12 protein-coding genes are annotated in these 20,034 nt (G+C 71.3%); 9 read left to right on the top strand and 3 right to left on the bottom strand.

All coding sequences use genetic code 11. The features are described from left to right. Positions 1 to 81: 81 nt before the first annotated feature. Together AP428_RS37120 and AP428_RS05730 are read right to left on the bottom strand one after the other, a co-directional pair. Positions 82 to 219, bottom strand: coding sequence for an HHHH-motif protein (locus AP428_RS37120; protein WP_011545368.1), 138 nt, complete (start codon positions 217 to 219; stop codon positions 82 to 84). 46 nt (positions 220 to 265) lie between these two features. Beyond that, a complete protein-coding gene (locus AP428_RS05730) occupies positions 266 to 517 on the bottom strand; it encodes a hypothetical protein (protein WP_054927802.1) in 252 nt (83 codons plus the stop codon). A 293-nt stretch (positions 518 to 810) separates the two neighbouring features. On the opposite strand from AP428_RS05730, the gene AP428_RS05735 reads away from it, so the two are divergent. The 7 genes from AP428_RS05735 to AP428_RS05765 all read left to right on the top strand — a co-directional run bounded on the left by AP428_RS05735 (position 811) and on the right by AP428_RS05765 (position 7,614). Further along, positions 811 to 1,479, top strand: coding sequence for an RNA polymerase factor sigma-70 (locus tag AP428_RS05735; protein WP_027812956.1), 669 nt, complete (start codon positions 811 to 813; stop codon positions 1,477 to 1,479). 85 nt (positions 1,480 to 1,564) lie between these two features. Beyond that, positions 1,565 to 1,807, top strand: coding sequence for an MbtH family NRPS accessory protein (locus AP428_RS05740; protein ID WP_006476052.1), 243 nt, complete (start codon positions 1,565 to 1,567; stop codon positions 1,805 to 1,807). 45 nt (positions 1,808 to 1,852) lie between these two features. Continuing rightward, positions 1,853 to 2,860: a TauD/TfdA family dioxygenase gene (locus AP428_RS05745; RefSeq protein WP_054927803.1), complete on the top strand. Its 1,008-nt coding sequence runs from the start codon at positions 1,853 to 1,855 to the stop codon at positions 2,858 to 2,860. Next, complete coding sequence (locus AP428_RS05750) at positions 2,860 to 3,708, top strand: ABC transporter ATP-binding protein (RefSeq protein WP_053526398.1); 849 nt, start codon at positions 2,860 to 2,862, stop codon at positions 3,706 to 3,708. The genes AP428_RS05745 and AP428_RS05750 overlap by 1 nt, the downstream gene beginning before the upstream one ends. After that, entirely contained in the window at positions 3,705 to 5,795 is a 2,091-nt protein-coding gene (fhuB, locus tag AP428_RS05755; protein ID WP_054927804.1) for a Fe(3+)-hydroxamate ABC transporter permease FhuB, read from the top strand. Before AP428_RS05750 ends, fhuB begins: the two co-directional genes overlap by 4 nt. Continuing rightward, on the top strand, positions 5,792 to 6,592 hold the full coding sequence (gene fhuF, locus AP428_RS05760; RefSeq protein WP_054927805.1) for a siderophore-iron reductase FhuF: 801 nt from the start codon (positions 5,792 to 5,794) through the stop codon (positions 6,590 to 6,592). Before fhuB ends, fhuF begins: the two co-directional genes overlap by 4 nt. Next, positions 6,589 to 7,614, top strand: a complete 1,026-nt coding sequence (locus AP428_RS05765) for an ABC transporter substrate-binding protein (RefSeq protein WP_054927806.1) — start codon at positions 6,589 to 6,591, stop codon at positions 7,612 to 7,614. Before fhuF ends, AP428_RS05765 begins: the two co-directional genes overlap by 4 nt. Before the next feature lie 183 nt (positions 7,615 to 7,797). Here AP428_RS05765 and AP428_RS05770 read toward each other — a convergent pair whose 3' ends face one another. Next, positions 7,798 to 9,543 (bottom strand): cyclic peptide export ABC transporter, encoded by a 1,746-nt coding sequence (locus tag AP428_RS05770; protein ID WP_027812364.1) that lies wholly within the window; start codon positions 9,541 to 9,543, stop codon positions 7,798 to 7,800. Positions 9,544 to 9,810: 267 nt separating this feature from the next. Between AP428_RS05770 and AP428_RS05775 the strand changes: the two genes are divergently transcribed. Together AP428_RS05775 and AP428_RS05780 are read left to right on the top strand one after the other, a co-directional pair. Continuing rightward, positions 9,811 to 19,482: a non-ribosomal peptide synthetase gene (locus tag AP428_RS05775; RefSeq protein ID WP_054927818.1), complete on the top strand. Its 9,672-nt coding sequence runs from the start codon at positions 9,811 to 9,813 to the stop codon at positions 19,480 to 19,482. A gap of 9 nt (positions 19,483 to 19,491) precedes the next feature. Then, positions 19,492 to 20,034 (top strand): condensation domain-containing protein (locus AP428_RS05780; protein WP_231691682.1); only part of this gene is annotated, 543 nt, incomplete at its 3' end.

Genomic DNA, 20,034 nt, shown 5'->3' on the forward strand with positions numbered 1-20,034 from the left:
CGGCGGCACCCGCGCAATTCGAGCCGCCAAAACGAAAAAGCGCCGGCGTGCCGGCGCTTTCCCGCATCTGCCGCGCGATGCTCAACGCACCCAGTGGCACACCCGGTGATGGTGATGCTCGAAGTGACACACGCGGTGCGGATGCGCTTCGGCGATGGCCGGCACGAGCACGGCAGCGGCCACGGCGGCGGCGGTGAGGGTTTTCAGTAGCGTCTTCATGTCGAGGTCCTGTCGTTCAATGATGGATCAAGGGTGCGCAGCGGCATCACCACTGCGGCCGGGGTTCGTCGCGGCGGTCGTCCCGGTAGTCGTCCCGTCGATCGTCGCGGCGGTCGTCACGCGGGCCGGCATGCCGGGCTTCCCAGTCGCGGCGCTCCCAGTAGCGATTTCCGTCCCAGTAACGATCGCCATGCCAGCCGATCGTGACTTCGGCCGGGCCAGGGTAGGCGACGCAGCCGGTGAGCATCACGCTCGACAGTGCGCCCACCATGACGGCGGATAACACGATGGATTTCATGTTGTTCTCCCTTGGAAACGGCAAGTCGATCGTACGAGCCCCCGAAATTTCACGTGGTAAGAAGTTGCTACCGCCGATGACACGTGCAAGCCCGTCGTCAAAAACGTGAAAGCCTGCGTCGGCGAAGTGAAGGCAGTCCGCGTGGCCCGGGCGCGTACGCGTCCACTCCGGCAACGATTCCGGCAATTGTTCAGACAAATCCCGACAACCGAAAGGGACATCCTGTAATCGGATTGAGAATGATTTGCGTTTACGTTAAATTGCGCTATCTCGGAATTTGACGGAGCAGATCGATGGCCATGGCGGAAGTGCTCGACCGACCGGCGGCGGCAGCGGCAAACCCGTTTCTCGGCAGTTATCCGGACCTGCCGCCGCGCGCCGCGCCGCGTGCGCGCCGGGCGTCCCAGCCCGCTGCGCAGGGCGCGCTGCTCGACGTGCTGATCTCGCATCGCGCGATGCTGGTCAACGTCGCGCGCGGCTTCGTCGGCTGCGCGAGCCGCGCGGAAGACGTCGTGCACGACGTGTTCGTGAAGCTCGTCGAATTCCCGAACCAGGACGCGGTGCGCCAGCCGGTCGCGTACGTGACGCGGATGGTGCGCAATGCGTCGATCGACGCGTGCCGCCGGCAAAGCCTCGAAAACGTCTATCACACGGAAGAGGACGACGGCTACGACGTGCCGTCGCCCGAGCCGACGCCGGAAGCCGCGCTGATGACGCGCGATACGCTGCGGCGCGTGTGGGCCGCGCTCGACGACCTGCCGGCGCGCAGCCGGGCGGCATTCGAGATGGTGCGGCTGCGCGAGGAGACGCTGCAGACCGCGGCGCGCGCGCTGAACGTGTCGCAGACGCTCGTGCATTTCATGGTGCGCGACGCGGAACGTCACTGCGCGGAATGCCTCGATGCGTGCCATCGCGGCGTCGCGTGCCCGGTGTTCCTGGGCGGCCGCGCGCGGCGGCGGTAAAAAAACGCGCCGGCCAACCGTCTATCAGACAGGAGCGGCCGAATTCGCCGCTTCGCCTCCTTCAACCGCCCAGCGATTTCCGATCATGACGCAAGCCCCGACGCCTTCCGCCGACACCGACGATCTCGTCTATACGGTCGTCATCAACGACGAAGAACAGTATTCGATCTGGCCGACGTTCCGGCCCGTGCCGGCCGGCTGGCGCGAGGTCGGCGTGAGCGGCCCGAAGGCCGACTGTCTCGCGCACATCGAGACCGTCTGGACCGACATGCGCCCCGCGAGCCTGCGCCGCGCGATGGACGGCGAGCGCGCGACGCGCGCGTCGTGACCCGTTGTGCCGCGTGTGCGGCGCACCACCTGAAGAGGACGTTGCATGACCCTGCTTTCGTTGCCGACGCTCGACGACCTGCGTATCGAGCCGGGGCTGCCCACCGTCGTGTCGCCGCGCGGCAGCGACGGGATGTCGATCGACGACGTCGCGCCGCTGGCGCGCGAGATCGCGGCCGACACGCTCGAACGGGCGGGCGGCGTGCTGTTCACGGGCTTTCACGTGCCGTCGATCGACGCGTTCCAGCAATTCGCGGCCTCGTTCGGCGATCCGCTGATCGGCTATGAATACGCGTCGACGCCGCGCAGCCAGGTCGAAGGCGCGGTCTACACGTCGACCGAATACCCGCCGCACCGCGCGATTCCGCTGCACAACGAGCAGTCGTACACGCGCGAATGGCCGCTGCGGATCTGGTTCCACTGCGCGCTGGCCGCGCCGAAGGGCGGGGCGACGCCGATCGCGGACAGCCGCGCCGTGTATCGCGCGCTCGATCCGGCGCTCGTCGCGCGCTTCGAGAAACGCGAGCTGCTGTACGTGCGCAATTTCGGGCAGGGGCTCGATCTGCCGTGGCAGCAGTCGTTCGGCACCGACGAGCCGGCCGAGGTCGAGCGGATGTGCGCGGCGCGCGGCATCGAATGCGCGTGGCGCACCGACGACGACGGCGAACTGCTGCTGCGCACGCGCGAACGCTGCCAGGCCGTCGCACGTCATCCGCGCACCGGCGAGCGCGTGTGGTTCAACCAGGCGAACCTGTTTCACCTGTCGGCGCTCGACGACGACATGCAGGAAGCGCTGGTCGACGCGGTCGGGCTCGAGAACGTGCCGCGCAACGTGTATTACGGCGATGGCGAGCCGCTGGAGGCCGATGCGCTCGCGCAGATCCGCGGCGTGCTCGACCAGCAGCGCATCGTGTTCCCGTGGCGCACCGGCGACGTGCTGATGCTCGACAACATGCTGACCGCACATGCCCGCGACCCGTTCGAGGGGCCGCGCAAGGTCGTCGTCGCGATGGCGCAGAGTTACACGGTCCCGCGCGACCGAACGGAGGATTGATGACGCGTAGTACCGCCGCGCTTGCCGCGCGCGGGCTGTCGGTGGGATATCGCGACCATGTCGTGATCGACGGGCTGGACCTGTCGATCGCGGCCGGCCGCGTAACCGCGCTGTGCGGACCGAACGGCTGCGGCAAGAGCACGCTGCTGCGCACGCTTGCGGGCCTGCAGCCCGCGCGTGCCGGCCATGTCGAAGTGAACGGCCAGCCGCTCGCGTCGTTTCGCCGTCGCGCGCTCGCGCGCGAGCTGACGATGCTCGCGCAGTTCAACCAGATTCCGTCGGGCCTCACCGTGCGCGAGCTCGTCGCGTACGGACGCTATGCGTACGGAGGCTTCCTGCGCGGCCTGTCGCGCGCCGATCAGGCGGCGATCGACGAGGCGCTCGACACGAGCGGCCTCGCGGGCGACGCGGAGCGCGACGTCGGTGCGCTGTCGGGCGGCGAACGCCAGCGCGCGTGGATCGCGATGGCGCTTGCGCAGCAGGCGCCGATCGTGCTGCTCGACGAACCGACGACCTATCTCGACATTCATCACCAGCTCGACATCCTCGATGCGCTGCGTACGCTGAACCGCGCGCGCGGCCTGACGATCGTGTGGGTGCTGCACGACCTGAACCAGGCGGCCGCGTACAGCGACGAGATCGTGCTGATGCGCGCGGGCCGCCTCGTCGCGCAGGGCACGCCCGACGCGATGCTCGACCCGGCGCGCCTGCGCGCGGCATTCGGCGTCGAGATGCTGAAGCTCGCGCATCCGCAGACGGGCGCGCCGATGTGCGTGCCGGCCTACGGGCCGTCGACCGACGGCGCGCCGCAGGCGGCCGGCGTGTTCGATCGGGATCTCGCCGTATGACGACGTTCGCGATGCGCAAGCGCCTCGCGGCGGCGGGCAGAGGGGCGACCCGCGGGCGGGCCGGCGCGATCGCGTTCGGCCTCGTCGCGTTGATCGCGCTGCTCGCGGCGCTGCGGATCGCCCCCGATCTGCGCGTGTGGTGGGACGCGGCGCCCGGCAGCGATGCCGCGTCGCTCGCGCACGTGTTCCTGTTCGACCTCAATCTGCCGCGCGTGGCGGCCGCGCTCGTCGCGGGCGGCTGCCTCGGCATCGCCGGCGCGCTGTTCCAGTCGCTCACGCGCAATCCGCTCGCGTCGCCCGACCTGCTCGGCGTGACGGGTGGCGCCCAGCTCGGCCTGCTCGCGGCGATGCTGGTGCCGGCGCTGGCGGGCGTCGCGACGGTGCCGCTGCTGTTCGTGTGCGGGCTCGTCGCGGCCGCGTGCGCGATCGTCGCGGCGGGCGGCTGGCGCGCGACGCCGTTGCGGCTCGTGCTCGCGGGCAGCGTATGCATGCTGCTGTTCGCCGCGCTGTCGACACTGGTGCTCGCGTTCTTCGAGCAGAACATCGCGGGCGCCGCGCTGTGGACCAACGGCAGCCTGTACCAGCCGGGCGCGACGGGCCTCGCGCTCGCCGCGCGCTGGCTCGTCGTGCCGCTCGCCGCGCTGCCGTTCGTGATCCGGCCGCTGAATCCGCTCACGCTCGGCGACGATGCGGCGGCCGCGGCCGGCGTGCGCGTCGATGCGACGCGGCTCGCCGCGACGATCGTCGCGGTCGCGTTCACGAGCGTGGCCGTCAGCATCGCGGGCCCGCTGTCGTACGTCGGCCTCGTCGCGCCGAACCTGCTGCGCCAGGTGCGTGGCGCGCGTGCGGCGCGGCTCGGCGTGCTGGTGCCGCTGTCGGCGCTCGCCGGCGGCGCGCTCGTGCTGGTCACCGACAGCGCGGTGCTCGCGTCGGGCCTCGACGCGACGCTGTCGACCGGCGTCGCGATCGCGCTGGTCGGCACGCCGTTGATGCTCGCGATGATCCGGCGCGGCGCCGCGTGGTCGGGCGTGCTGCATGCGGATGCCGAACGCGCGGCGGGTGGCGGCTCGACGCGGCTCGTCGGCTGGCTCGAACGGCTCGGCTGGCCGCTGCGCACCGCGTTGTTCGTCGTGGCGGGCGGGCTGGTGGTTTTCGTCGGCGTGTCCGCCGGCCCCGAATGGCTGTCGCCCGCGCGCTGGTCGGCGGCGCTGTCCGGTCACGATGCGCTCGCGCGGATGCTGATCGACCTGCGCATGCCGCGCCTGCTGTGCGCGTTGCTCGCCGGCGCGTTGCTGGCGGTCAGCGGCGTCGCGATGCAGAGCGTCGTGCGCAATCCGCTCGCGGGCCCCGAAGTACTCGGCGTCACGCAGGGTGCGGGGCTCGTCACGCTGTTCGCGTTGTCGACGTGGCCGCTGATGGGCCACGTGACGCTGGCCGCCGCCGCGCTGATCGGCGGCGGGCTGTCGCTCGCGATCACGCTCGCGCTGAATCACCGGCATCGCTACGCGCCGCTCGCGGTCGCGCTGACCGGCATCGTGATCGGTGCGTTGTGGACCACGCTCGCGCAATGGCTGATCACGCAGGAAAGCGTGCAGCCCGCGCGCTTCGTCGTGTGGCTCGTCGGCGGCACGTATGGCCGCAGCTGGGGCGAGGTGTCGATGCTGCTGCCGTGGTGCGTGCTCGCGGTGCCGGTGTTCGCGTGGCTCGCGAAACCGCTCGACATGCTCGCGCTCGGCGACGACCAGGCGGCTGCGCTCGGCCTGCCGGTGGCCGCGCTGCGGCCGCTCGCGCTGACGATCGCGACGCTCGCCGCGTGCGCGGCCGTCGCAGCGGTCGGGCCGGTCGGCTTCATCGGGCTGATGGCGCCGCACGTCGCGACGATGCTCGGCGCGCGCCGGCATCGCACGCGGCTGTGGCTCGCGGCGGCGTGCGGCGCGCTGATCCTCGGGTTTGCGGATCTCGCGGCGCGCACCGTCGTCGCGCCGCGCGAAGTGCCGGCCGGCGTGCTGACCGCGCTGATCGGCGCGCCGTACCTGCTCGGTCTGCTGATTCTCGAGGGGCGCCGCGCCCGGCGCGCGGGGCGATGACGCCGGCGCTCGACGGCGCGCGCGCCACGCGCTTTTCGGCGTTCGCGCCGGAACCGTTCGCCGAGCACCTCGACGTCGTCTGGCTCGGCATGCCTGACGATGCGCATGCGCCGGGCCGCGTCGTCGTGCCCGTCAGCGCGTTGCCAGCGCATCGCGACGCCGTGCTCGGCGCGATGGTCGACCATTACGGCGGCGATCCGGCGCAGCATGCGCGCGCGCTGATGTCGCAATGGAGCAAATATTATTTCGGCCGCGCGGCGCCGGCCGGCGTCGTCGCCGCGCTGACGCTCGGCCGGCCGCTCGACATGACGCCCGAGCGCACGTTCGTCGCGCTCGACGACGGTATGCCGGCCGCGCTGTATTTCGCGAGCGACGCGCTCGGCGCGCCGTGCGACGATCCTGAGCCGCGCTATGCGGGGCTCATCGCGCATCTCGGCGCGGTGATCGACCTGCTCGCGGCGATGGCCCGCGTCACGCCGCGCGTGCTGTGGAGCAACGCGGGCAACCTGCTCGACTATCTGCTCGATACGTATCGCTCGCTGCCGTGCGCGGCCGATCCCGTGGGCGACGCGAACTGGCTGTTCGGTTCGACCTGCGTGCGCGGCGAATCGAATCCGCTGCGCCAGCCCGTGCGCGATGCCGTGCCGCGCTCGCCGCTGCTGCCGACGCCGTTTCGCGCGCGCCGCGTGTGCTGCCTGCGCTACGAAATTCCTGGAGAAACGCAACTGTGTGGAAGCTGCCCCCTGCTACTGACGATGGACGACGCGGCGCTGGCCGAGCAGGACGCGATCCGGTGACGCACGCCGGCCGCCGGCACGCGCTCGGTGCACTCGCGGCGGCGTTCGGCGCCGCGTGCTGCGGTGTGTTTTCCGCATCGGCGGCGGCCGCCTCCGTGGCCGGGGGCGCGGGCGGTTCGCAACGCGCCGTGTCGCTGGCCGGCAACCCTGTCGTGTCGCAGGCCAGCGCGAAAATGCCCGTGCGGCCGCAGCGCGTGGTCGCGCTCGACTTCATGTTCGCGGAAAGCGTGATCGCGCTCGACCTCGTGCCGGCCGGGATGGCCGATACGGCGTTCTACCCGGGCTGGCTCGGCTACCGGAGCGAGCAGCTCGCGCACGTGACCGACATCGGCTCGCGGCAGGAGCCGGGGCTCGAGGCGATCGCGGCGGTCAAGCCGGATCTCATCATCGGCGTCGGCTTCCGGCACGCGCCGATCTTCGACGCGCTCGACCGGATCGCGCCGACGATCCTGTTCCAGTTCAGCCCGAACGTGTCGGAAGACGGCGTGCCGGTCACGCAGCTCGACTGGATGCGGCAGATTTTCCGGACGATCGGCGCGGTGACGGGGCGCGACGCGCGCGCGCAGGCGGTCGAAGCACAACTCGACGCCGGCATCGCCCGCAATGCGGCGCGGCTCGCGGCCGCGGGCCGCCACGGCGAGCGTGTCGCGCTGCTGCAGGATCTCGGCTTGCCCGATCGTTACTGGGCCTATACGGGCAACAGCACGTCGGCGGGCCTCGCGCGGGCGCTCGGGCTCGAGCCGTGGCCGAAGAAGCCGACGCGGGAAGGCACGTTGTACGTGACGTCGGCCGATCTGCTGCGGCAGCGCGACCTCGCCGTGCTGTTCGTGACCGCGTCGGGGATGGACGTGCCGTTGTCGGCGAAACTCGATTCGCCGGTGTGGCGCTTCGTGCCCGCGCTGAAGGAACACCGGATCGCGCTGATCGAGCGCAACATCTGGGGGTTCGGCGGTCCGATGTCGGCGCTGAAGCTGGCCGACGTGATGACCGACACGATGTTGAAGCTGCCGGCCGTGCGTTGAGCGCGGCGTGCTTCGAGCAGCAGGCGATGCCGCGTTGACGGGCAGGGCGTCGTGATCGGCCCGACGACGCGTGGCTTCCGCCATTCCTTTTCGCCACACGTCAGCCACATTCCCCGCTGAAACGACAATCGCCGGCACACTGCCCATGCAGCGTGCCGGCGATTTTTTTGAGCAACTGTCGGGTTACGCGCTCAGCGCATCGACGCCATCCTGTGCACGCAGGCGTGCCGGTTGCGTGTCGCTGACGATGCGCCCGTTGTCGAGCTTCAGCAGACGATCGGCGAGATCGAAGTAGCGGTCGTCGTGCGTGATCACGATCACGGCCTTGCCGCGCGCGCGCAGCTCCGGCAGCAGTTGCTCGTAGAACACGGCCTTGAACGACGGGTCCTGGTCGGCCGCCCATTCGTCGAACAGGTAGAACGGGCGATCTTCCAGGTACGCGACGACGAGCGCGAGCCGCTTGCGCTGCCCGGTCGACAGCGCGCGCGTCGAGAACGCGCCGTCGACCACCTTCACCTTGTGATCGAGCGCGAGTTTCGCGACGAGCGCGTTCGCCCGCGCATCGGCCTGCGCACGCGACGGATCGTCGGGGTCGACGATGCCGAGCAGCGCATCGAACAGGTGGAAATCGTTGAACACCGCGCTGAAGCGCTGCCGGTAGGCCGCGCGCTCGCGCCAGCCGATCGTGCGGCCGTCGACCTCGATCGTGCCTTGTTCGGGCTCGTACAACCCGGTCAGCACCTTCGCGAGCGTGGTCTTGCCGCTGCCGTTGCCGCCGACGATGAACACGAGCTCGCCCGGCTTGATCGTCAGGTCGATCGGCCCGATGCTGAACATCCGTTCGTCGCGTTCGTGGAAATACGCGTGCGTGACGCCGCGCAGCGTGACGGCGCCGGCCGGCGGCACGTCGGGCGCATCGGCCGCGGGCGGCACCGTGCGCAGCGCGCCGAATTCGGCCATCACGCCTTCGATCCGCCCGAGCGACACGCGCGCCGCGTTGACGGTCGGCAGGTTGTTCAGCAGACCGTCGAGCGGCACGAGCATGAACAGGAACACGACGACGTAGCCGGCCGCCGTGGCTGGATCGGCATGCACGCCGAGCTGCGGCCAGAACGATGCGACGCCGAGGAACACGTAGAACAGGAAGATGATCCAGCCGACCCCGACCGCGTACGCGCTGAACGCGCGGCGGCGGTGGTCGCGCACTTCGCCGATCGCGGCGCCGAGCTGGCCGTCGACGAACTGGCGGGCGCGCGCGTCGTGCAGCTTCAGCTCCTTCGCGCCGGAGAACAGCGAGCCGAGATAGCCGAACAGGCGGTCCTGCGCCTGGCCGGCGGCTTCGAGCGCCGCGATCGCGCGGCGATCGCCGGTGTGATAGCCGAGCGAGCCGGCGATGATCGCGGCCAGCGCCAGCAGGCACACGGGCCACGACAGCCACGCCAGGTAGCCGAGGCAGCCGAACACGATCGAGCCGTGCATGACCAGGTTCGGCAGCGCGAAGAACAGCATCGACACGTTGGTCGCGTCGTCGGTCAGCACCGACTGCACGGGCGCCGCGCCGATCCGCTCGATGTCGCGCAGCTCGGCCGCGCCGACGCGCCGCGCCAGATGCACGCGCAAGCGCGCCATCGTGTCCTGCGACAGGCGGGCGAACAGCGTGCCCGACACGATCCGCGTGACGAGCGCGATCACCGCGCACAGCGCGAAGCGCCACGCGAGCGCCGCGTCGGCGGCGCCCGGTTGCGACAGCGCGCGGTTCAGCGTCGCGACGAGCAGCACGCTCGCGACGCCGTTCAGCACGCACGCGGTGAGCGCCAGCGTGAGCGACACGCGGCTTTCGCGCAGCAGCGCAAGGATCAGGCGCGCCGCGGGGCGGCCGGGGGAAGCGTCGAGGGACGGCGGGGAAGAAGGCTCGTGGGCGGCTGTCATCGGCAACGTCGGTAAAGGGAAGGCAGGCAATAACGCGGAAACGGCAAATCTGACGCGAAAGCGGCGGGGCGAGCCCCGTTCCGGCTTTCCTCCCTGATAGACGAACGGGCCGCGCAAATATTTAGTCCCATCGGCAAAAAAAGCGGCCGCACGCACTTTGCGCGCAAAACGGTAAAAAATCGGCCGCGCCGTTCGTCACACCAGTGAAGCCGCCCCAAGCGGCCCCGAGACTTGGCCGAAGCGGCCGGACCGAAGGACTTCATGCACATGACGAGTTTCCCGACTGCGCTGCATCACCGAATCCGCGAACTGGCGCGCGTCGCGCCCGACGCGCCCGCCATCGCGGTGCCTTTCCAGAACGACCTGCGGCTGTCGCGCGGTGCGCTCGATGCACGTGCATCGCAGCTCGCCCGGCAACTGCGCGCGGCCGGCGTCGGCGCCGAAGTGCGGGTCGGCGTGTGCGTCGAGCGTTCGGGCGAACTGTTCGTCGCGCTGCTGGCCGTGCTCAAGGCCGGCGGCGTATTCGTGCCGCTCGATCCGCGTCATCCGGCCGCGCGCCTCGACTGGATCGTGCAGGATGCGCAACTGCGGCACGGCATCGTCGACGCCGCCGGCCGCGCGGCGCTCGGCACGCCATTCGAACACGCGTTCGACGTGACGGCCGAAGCATCGGGCGTCGCGCAGGATCACGGGTTCGATGACGACACTGTGAATGTGCACCCGCGTTCGGCCGCCTACATGATCTATACGTCGGGCTCGACCGGCACGCCAAAGGCGGTGGTCGTCGAGCACGGGCCGCTCGCCGCGCATTGCGACGCGCTTGCTGCCGCGCTGCCGATCGAGGCCGGCGACCGTCTGCTGCATTTCGCGTCGGTCAACTTCGACGCCGCGCACGAATGCTGGCTCGCGCCGCTCGCGGTCGGCGCCGGCATCGTCGTGGCGCCGCCGCAGCCGTTCGCGCCGGTCGACGCTCACACGCTGATGGTGCGCGAAGCCGTGAACGTCGCCGCATTTCCGCCTGCATACCTGCGTGAATTCGCGGCCGTCGCCGCGCGCGACGGCGTGCCGCCGGCCTTGCGCGTGCTCGCGTTCGGCGGCGAAGCGCTGCCGCAGCAGGCATTCGAATTCGTGCGCCGCACGTTCCCGGTGGTGCGCCTGATCAACGGTTACGGGCCGACCGAAGCCGTGATCTCGCCGATGCTGTGGCCGGTCGAACCGGGCGAGACGCCGGTGCTGGCCGCGGACGACGCGTATGCGTCGCTGCCGATCGGCCGCGTGATCGGCCCGCGGGTCGCACGCATCGACGGCGCCGAAGCCGATGGAGTGGGCGAACTGCTGCTCGGCGGTGTGTGCGTCGCACGCGGTTATCACGGCCGCCCGGCGCTCACGGCCGAACGTTTCGTTCCCGATGCGGACGGTGAGCCCGGCGCGCGCGTCTATCGCACCGGCGACCTCGCACGCTTGCGCGACGACGGTGCATACGATTATCTGGGCCGCCTCGACGATCAGGTCCAGGTGCGCGGCGTACGCGTGGAGCCGGCGGAAATCGCCGCGTGCCTGCGCTCGCATCCGGCCGTGGCCGATGCGGCCGTGATCGCCGACACCGCCAACGGGCCGACGCGGCTGATCGCGTGCGTCGCGCTGCGCGCGGCGGCCGACGATGCCGCGTTGAAGGCGCACGTGGCCGCGCAACTGCCGGCCGCGTGGCAGCCGCACCGGTTCGTGCGTTGCGATGCGCTGCCGTACACGCTGAACGGCAAGCTCGACCGTGCCGCGCTGCGCGAGCGGATTGCCGCCGCGCGCGACACGTCGCCAGCCGCCGGCGATGCGCCGCGCACGCCGACCGAACAGCAGATCGCGGGCCTCTGGCAAACGCTGCTCGGCCTCGACGTCATGCCGTCGCGCGACGATCGTTTCTTCGCGCTGGGCGCCGATTCGCTCGCCGCGATGCAGTTGCAGGCCGCGATCCGTGCGGCCGTGCGCGTGAATCTGCGGCTCGATACGCTGTTCGCCGATCCGGCGCTCGCCGAGCTGGCCGACACGGTCGATCGCGCGGAACGCGAAACCGGCGAACCGCTGGTCACGATCGCCGCGCGCCGCGCACCGGCCGATGCCGCCGCATCGGGCGCGCCGTACGTCGATCGCGCGGCATCGCTCGCGCAGCAACGTTTCTGGGTGCTCGCGCAAACGCGCGACGCCAGCGCCGCGTATCACATCGCCGCACACTGGACGATCGACGGCGTGCTCGACCGCGACGCGCTGCAGCGAGCGCTCGATCACGTGATCGGCCGTCACGAAGCGTGGCGCACGACCCTCGTCGACAACGACGACGGCGTCGTGATGCAGCGGATTCACGCGCATCTGCCGGTGTCGATCGCCGCGGTCGACCTGCGCGATCAACCGCCGGCCGCCCGCGACGCGCAAGCCGCGCGTCTCGCCGAGCGCGACGCAGCCGAGCCGTTCGACCTCGCACGCGGCCCGCTGCTGCGCGCAACACTCGTTGCGCTCGCCGACGATCGTCACCGCCTGCTGCTGACCGCGCATCACGCGATCACCGACGGCTGGAGCTCGCGCTGCGCGTTCGACGAACTGTCGGCAGCGTACCGCGCGTATGCCGAAGGCCGCGAGCCGTCGCTGCCCGAATTGCCGATCCAGTACGCCGACTACGCGGACTGGCAGCGTGACATGCTGGCCGGCGGCGAGGGCGAGCGTCAGCTCGACTACTGGCGCGGCGCGTTGCGCGACGTGCCGGGCCCGCTCGCGCTGCCGGTCGACCGCCAGCCGGGCGCCACGCGCACGCTGCACGGCGCACGTGTATCGGTGCGTCTGCCCGATGCGGTCGCGGCCGACGTGCGGCAACTCGCACGCGACGCGCAAGCGACCGTCTTCACGGTGCTGCTGGCCGCGCTCGACGCATGGCTGTCGCGCCTGACCGGAGAAACGGACGTCGTCGTCGCGGTGCCGGTCGCGCATCGCCAGCGTCCTGAAACGCGCGCATTGCTGGGTCTGTTCCTGAATACGGTCGCGCTGCGCGTACGCGTGGCGCCGACGCTGCCGTTCCGCGCGCTCGTCGACGCGGCGCGTACCGCGGCGCTCGACGCGGTCGCGCATCAGGACGTGCCGTTCGAGCGCGTCGTCGACGCGGTGAAGCCGCCCGTCAAGCGCGGCGATGAATGGCTGCGCGTGAAGTTCGCGCAGCAGTTCGACGCACGGCACGACAGCGTGTTGCCGGGCGCCACGGCGGTCGCGACGCCGGGGCCCGATCTCGCCGCACGCTTCGACTTCGCACTGGATTTCACCGACGACGCGAACGGGATCGAACTGGTCGCGGCCTATGCGACCGACTGCATCGAGGCCGATACCGCGCGTGCATGGCTTGACAGCTATGCGGCGCTCGTCGCGTCCGCTGCCCATGAACCGCACGCCACGACGGCCGCGCTGCCGTGCGATGCGTCGGCTGCGTCGCGCCAGCCGCGCGACGGCCGTGCGCTGCGTATCGAGCATGCGGACATCGTCGCCGCGTTTGCGCGGCAGGCAGCCGCCTATCCGCATCGCGTCGCGCTTTCCGACGCGTCGACGTCGCTGACGTTCGCCGAACTCGACGACGCATCGAACCGCATCGCGCGGGCGCTCACGCAACGCGGCGTGGCCGCGGAAGCGGCCGTCGTCGTCTGCGTCGAGCGTTCGTCGCGCTTCGTCGTCGGCCTGCTCGGCGCGCTGAAAGCCGGCGCGCTGGCCGTACTGCTCGACCCCGCGCAGCCGGCCGCGCGTCTCGCCGCGGCCGCCGCCGACTGCGGCGCGCGCTGGGCGCTCGTCGCGGAGCCGACCGCATGGCCGACGGGCATCGACGCGCAGCCGCTCGACGTCGATGCGCTGGCGCAGGACGCGACGCTCGCCCACGCGGCCGGCGTGCGCGTCGCGCCGCACCCGGAACAGGGCGCATACCTGATCTATACGTCGGGCTCGACCGGCACGCCGAAGGGCGTCGTCGTCTCGCACGGCGCGCTGGCCGACTACGTGCAGGGGATGCTCGACGAACTCGCGTTCGCGCCCGACGCATCGTTCGCGATGGTCTCGACGGTCGCGGCAGATCTCGGCCACACGACGCTGTTCGGCGCGTTGTGCGCGGGCCGCACGCTGCACCTGCTGCCGGCTGCGTGCGCATTCGATCCGGACCTGTTCGCCGACGAAATGCGCCGCCGTGAAGTCGGCGTGCTGAAGATCGTGCCGAGCCATCTGCAAGCGCTGCTCGACGCGCGCGTGCCGGCCGACGTGCTGCCGCGTCACGCGCTCGTGACGGGCGGCGAAACGCTCACGTGGGCGCTCGTCGCGCGCCTGGCCGCGCTCGCGCCAGCGTGCCGCGTGATCAACCATTACGGGCCGACCGAAGCGACCGTCGGCGCGATCGCGTGCGACACGGCGTCGATTGCCGCCGACGCGCGCGATCCCGCGAGCGGCGTGCCGCTCGGCCTGCCGCTGCCGAATGCACGCGCGCTGGTGCTCGATGCGTTCGGCGCGTGCGTGCCGACCGGCGCGACCGGCGAGCTGTATCTGGGCGGGCCGGGCGTCGCGCGCGGCTACCTCGGCCGCCCCGCGCAAACCGCCGAGCGCTTCGTGCCCGATCCGTTCACGCCCGGCGCGCGGCTGTATCGCACGGGCGACCGCGTGCGGTTGCGCACGGACGGCCGCCTCGCATTCCTCGGCCGGATCGACGATCAGGTGAAGATTCGCGGCTACCGCGTCGAGCCGGGCGAGGTGAGCGCGGCCGTGCGCGCGGCCGGCCCGATCGCGCAGGCCGAAACGCTCGCGATCGAGCACGACGGCCGCCTGCGGCTCGCGACGTTCGTGGTGATGCGCGACGGCGTGGCGTTCGACGAAGCGGCGGTACGCGCCGCGCTCGCCGCGACGTTGCCCGACTACATGGTGCCCGCGCAGTTCGTCGCACTGCGGCGCCTGCCGGTGACCGCGAACGGCAAGATCGATCGCGCGGCTTTGCGCGAACTGGCCGCCGTGCCGGTTGTGGGCGCGTCCAGCGATGCGCCGCAGGGCGCAGTCGAGACGGTGCTCGCCGACGTCTGGCAGGCCGTGCTGAAGGCGCCGAAGGTCGGACGCGACGACAATTTCTTCGAACTCGGCGGCGATTCGATCCTCGTGCTGCAGGTGATCGCCCGTGCCCGCAAGCGCGGCGTGCGCTTCACGCCGAAGCAACTGTTCGACGGGCCGACCGTCGCCGAACTCGCGCGCATCGCGAAAACGGACGATACGGCCGTCGCAGCGCAGCCGGCGAGTGCGGTTCCGACCGCGACTGCCACTGCCGCACCGGCCGCCACCCCGATCCTGACGCCCGCACAACAACGCTTCTTCGCGCTCGATATTCCGCACCGCGGCCACTGGAACCAATCAGTGTCGTTCGACGTGCGCGGCGCGTTCGACGCGGACGCATTCGCACGCGCATTCGACGCGTTGCTCACGCATCACGACGCATTCCGCCAGCGCTTCGCACGCGGCGCGGACGGCACGTGGCACGCGAGCGATGCGGCGAAGCCGTACGACGCGCTGCCGTTCGTCGAAGTCGCCGCACGCGACGAAGCCGACGCGCTGGCACGCTTCGACGCGCTGCAACGCCGTCTCGACCTCGGCCGCGGGCCGCTCGCCTGCGCGTGCGCGGCACGGCTGCCGGACGGTTCGACGCGGCTTTATCTCGCGATTCACCATGCGATCGTCGACGGTGTGTCGTGGCGCATCCTGCTCGACGACCTCGACACCGCCTACCGCGCGGCATGCGAACGCACGCCGGTCCGCCTGTCGCAGCCGGGCCTGCGCGCCGACGCCTGGGCTGCACGGCTTGCCCGCGCGGCAACGGAACCGGCGTCGCCGTTCGCAGGTGAAGCTACCTACTGGGCCGGCATGGCGCAGGGCGACGACATCGTGCCCGATCACCCCGACGCAGCGGCGACGAACGCCGATGCCGCCGTCGTCGTGCAGACGATCGACGCGGCATTGACCCGCGCCGCATTGACCGACGCGCACGCGGCCTATCGCACGCAGACGATCGAACTGCTCGGCGCGGCGCTCGCGCTGGCGCTGGCCGGCGCGCGCGGCGCCGCATCGTGCCGGGTCGAACTGGAAGGACACGGCCGCGAAGCGCTGTTCGACGACGCGGAGGCCAGCCGCACGATCGGCTGGCTGACGAGCCATTACCCGGTGACGCTGCCGGTCGCAGCGACGGCCCGCGACACGCTGTGCGCGGTCAAGGACGCGCTGCGCGCGGTGCCGCACAAGGGGCTCGGCTTCGGCGTGCTCGCGCACTATGGCGACGCGGCCACGCGTGCGGCGCTGGCTGCCGTGCCGCGTCCGCGCGTCACGTTCAACTATCTCGGCCAGTTCGATGCGCCGCGCGATGCGACGCTCGTCCCGCGTTTCGGCGGCACCGGCGTCGAGCGCGATCCCCAAGGGCCGCTCGGCAACACGCTCGCGATTCATGCGTACCTCGACGCGGACGGCGACGGCGCGCGCACGCTGAAGGTGCACTGGGTCTACGGTGCGCCGCAATTCGAACGCGCGACGATCGACGCGTTCGCCGACCGCTTCGCGGCCGCGCTGCGCGAACTCGTCGATGCATGTGCGTCGCGCGTCGCGCATCGCGGCGCCGGCGCGACGCCGGGCGATTTCCCGCTCGCACAGGCCGCCGGCCTCACGCAGGCCGCGATCGAACGCGCGCCGCTCGACTGGCGCACGATCGACGACGTGTATCCGCTGTCGCCGATGCAGCAGGGCATCCTGTTCCATGCGCTGTTCGCGCCCGGCCACGCGAGCTACGTGAACCAGCTCGTCGCGACCGCCACCGGGCTGGACGCCGACCGGCTCGCGGCCGCGTTCGACGCGTCGGTCGCGCGTCACGACATCCTGCGCACGAGCGTGATGCCGGACGAAGCCGCGCCGCTGCAGTGCGTGCATCGTCACGCGCGCATGCCGGTCGAACAGCTCGACTGGCGCACGCGCGGCGACGCGCTCGACGCCGATTTCGACGCATGGCTCGCGGCCGACCGCACGCGCGGCTTCGACTGGCGCGAGCCGCCGCTGATGCGGCTCACGCTGATCCGCGTGACGGACGACGCGTGGCGGGTCGTCTGGACGCGTCACCACGTGCTGCTCGACGGCTGGAGCACCGCGCGCCTGCTCGCCGACGTGCTGCGCGACTATCGCGACCCGGACGCCGTGTCGCCGTTCGCAAGCCGTCCGGCGCTGCGCTATCGCGATTTCATCGCGTGGCTCGGCACGCGCGACCGCGACGCCGACGAGCGCTTCTGGACCGGGCGCCTGGCACGGCTCGACGCACCGACGCTGATCGCGGAACGCACGGCCGACCGCGCGGATGCCGAGATGGTCACGTGGCGCGCGACGCTCGATGCCGACACGACGGCGCGCGTCGCGCAAACCGCCCGCGCGCTGAAGCTGACCGTCAACACGCTGGTGCAGGGCGCCTGGGCGCTCGCGCTGCAGCGGATGACGCACCAGCCGGCCGTCGCGTTCGGCGCGACCGTCGCCGGCCGCCCCGACGCGCTCGCGGACGTCGACTCGGTGCTCGGTCTCTTCATCAACACGCTGCCGGTCATCACCGCGCCGGCGCCGCAGCAACGCGCGGCCGACTGGCTGCAAGCGCTGCAGCGCGAGAACGCGGCGGCCGCCGAACACGCACACACGCCGCTCGCCGACATCCAGCGTTGGGCGCGCGGGTCGGGCGGCGCACTGTTCGACACGCTGGTCGTGTTCGAGAACTATCCGGTGGACGACACCGCGCGTGACGCCGATCCGCGCGCGCTGGCGTTGAGCGGCGTACGCAGCATCGAAGCGACCGATTTCGCACTGACGCTCGTGATCGAGAGCGGCGTCGAACTGACGATCGACTACGGCTACGACACCGCACGCGTCGATGTGCGTCAGGTCGAGACCTGGCACCGCGCGTTCGCTTGCGCGCTCGATGCGCTGGCCCGCACGCCGGACGCGCGGCTCGGCACGCTGTCGATCGCCGACGACGCGACCCGCGATGCGCTGGTGCGCGCTCAGGACACCGCACGGACCTGGCCGATGGAACAACGGCAGCCGCTGCATCTGCAATTCATGGACGCCGCACGCGCGACGCCCGACGCGATCGCACTCGAATACGCGGACGCGCACGGCCGCGTGCAGCGTGCAACCTACCGCGAACTCGACGCCGCCACGTCGCGCATCGCGGCCGTGCTGCGCCGGCGCGGCGTGCAACCCGACACGCCGGTCGCGCTGTGCGTCGAGCGCTCGTTCGACATGGTGATGGCGCTCGTCGGCGTGCTGAAGGCCGGCGCCGCGTATCTGCCGGTCGATCCCGACTATCCGGCCGAGCGCATTGCATACCTGCTGCGCGACGCGCGGCCGGCCGTCGCGATCACGCAGGCGCATCTGCGCGAACAAGTCGAGGCCGCGCTGGGCGAGGGCGCCGATGCGCAACTGCTGACGGTCGCGGATCTGCTGGCCGACGAAGCGGGCGATATCGACGATGAAACCGCGGCGATCGACGACGCGCAGCTCGCGTACCTGATCTACACGTCCGGCTCGACCGGCAAGCCGAAGGGTGCCGGCAACACGCACGGCGCGCTCGCGAACCGGATCGCGTGGATGCAGCATGCGTACCGGCTGACGCGCGACGATGTCGTGCTGCACAAGACGCCGTTCGGCTTCGACGTGTCGGTGTGGGAATTCGTGTGGCCGCTGGCGATCGGCGCGAAGCTTGCGATCGCAGCACCCGGCGACCACCGCGACCCAGCCCGTCTGGCCGCCGCGATCCACGCGCACGGCGTGACGGTGCTGCATTTCGTGCCGTCGATGCTTGCCGCGTTCGCCGCGCATCTCGACGATTTCTCGGCCGCCGCGCAATGCGACAGCGTGCGCCTGATCGTCGCGAGCGGGGAGGCGCTGGCGCCCGAACTCGTCGCGAAGATGGCGCGGTTGCTGCCGAACGCGACGCTCGTGAACCTGTACGGGCCGACCGAAGCCGCGATCGACGTGTCGCACTGGACCTGCGGCCCCGACGACGCGCATGCGGTCGCGGTGCCGATCGGTCATCCGATCGCGAACCTGCAACTGCACGTGCTCGATGCCGCATGGCAGCCGGTGCCGGCCGGCGCGACCGGCGAACTGTATCTCGCGGGCGCAGGCCTCGCGCGCGGCTATCTCGGCCGTCCTGCACTGACCGCCGAGCGCTTCGTGCCCGATCCGTTCGTGCCGGGCGCCCGCATGTACCGCACCGGCGACCTCGCACGACGGCGCGCGGACGGCGCGCTCGACTACCTCGGCCGCGTCGACACGCAGGTGAAGCTGCGCGGCCAGCGGATCGAGCCGGGCGAGATCGAGGCGCTGCTGCGCGCGGCGCCGGGCGTCAACGATGCGGTCGTGATCGTGCGCGACGAGCAACTGATCGGCTATGTCGCCCGCGGCGACGCCGGCCCGCTCGACCGTGCGGCACTGCTCGACGCACTGCGCGCGCAACTGCCGGCGTACATGGTGCCGTCGCAGTTGATCGAGCTCGACGCGTTGCCCGTCACGCCGAACGGCAAGTGCGACCGCCATGCGCTGCCCGCGCCGGTGCGTGAAGCAACCGCAGCCGTCGAACTCGCGACCGACACCGAACGCGCGCTCGCCGATATCTGGCAACGCGTGCTGCACGTGGACGCGATCGGCCGCGACGGCGATTTCTTCCTGCTCGGCGGCCACTCGCTGCTCGCGACGCAGGCCCACGCGCAGGCCAACCTGCACTGGGGCCTTGCGCTGCCGCTGCGCACGCTGTTCGACACGCGCACGCTGGCGCGCTGCGCGGAAGCGATCGACGCGGCCTGCGCGGCACGCGGCGCGACCGATGCGGCGAGCGCGATCGACGCGCTGCTCGGCGAACTGGAAACCCAATAAGGACGACGGATGACGAAGGTTCAACCCGACTGGCTGGCGCTCGCGACGCGTTTCGCGCAACTGCCCGACGCGCAGCGCGCGGTCTTCATCGACAAGCTCGGCGCGGCCGGCATCGACTTCCGCGTGCTGCCGATTCCGCCGCGCACGCCGCGCAGCGACCGCGTGCCGGCATCGTTCGCGCAGACGCGGCTGTGGCTGCACGCGCGGCTGATCGATGCGCCGGACGCGTATCACATCACCGAGCGCCTCGCGCTGACGGGCCCGCTCGACGGGCATGCGCTGCGTCTCGCGTGCGATGCGCTGATCGCACGCCATGAGGCGCTGCGCACGACCTTCGACGAAGCGCAGGACGGCGTCGCGCAGACGATCCATGCGCCGTTGCGCTGCCCGTGGCGCGAAACCGATCTCGAAGCGTTGCCGGACGCGCAGCGCGCAGCGCGCGCGGAAGCCGTCGCGACGGCCGACGAAGCCGAACCGTTCGATCTCGGCACCGCGCCGCTCGTGCGCGCGCATCTGGTCCGCTTCGACGCGACGCATCACTGGCTCGCACTG

It is taken from the genome of Burkholderia sp. E168m22 (assembly GCF_001319805.1).
In the GTDB taxonomy this organism is placed as follows: Bacteria; Pseudomonadota; Gammaproteobacteria; order Burkholderiales; family Burkholderiaceae; genus Burkholderia; species Burkholderia orbicola.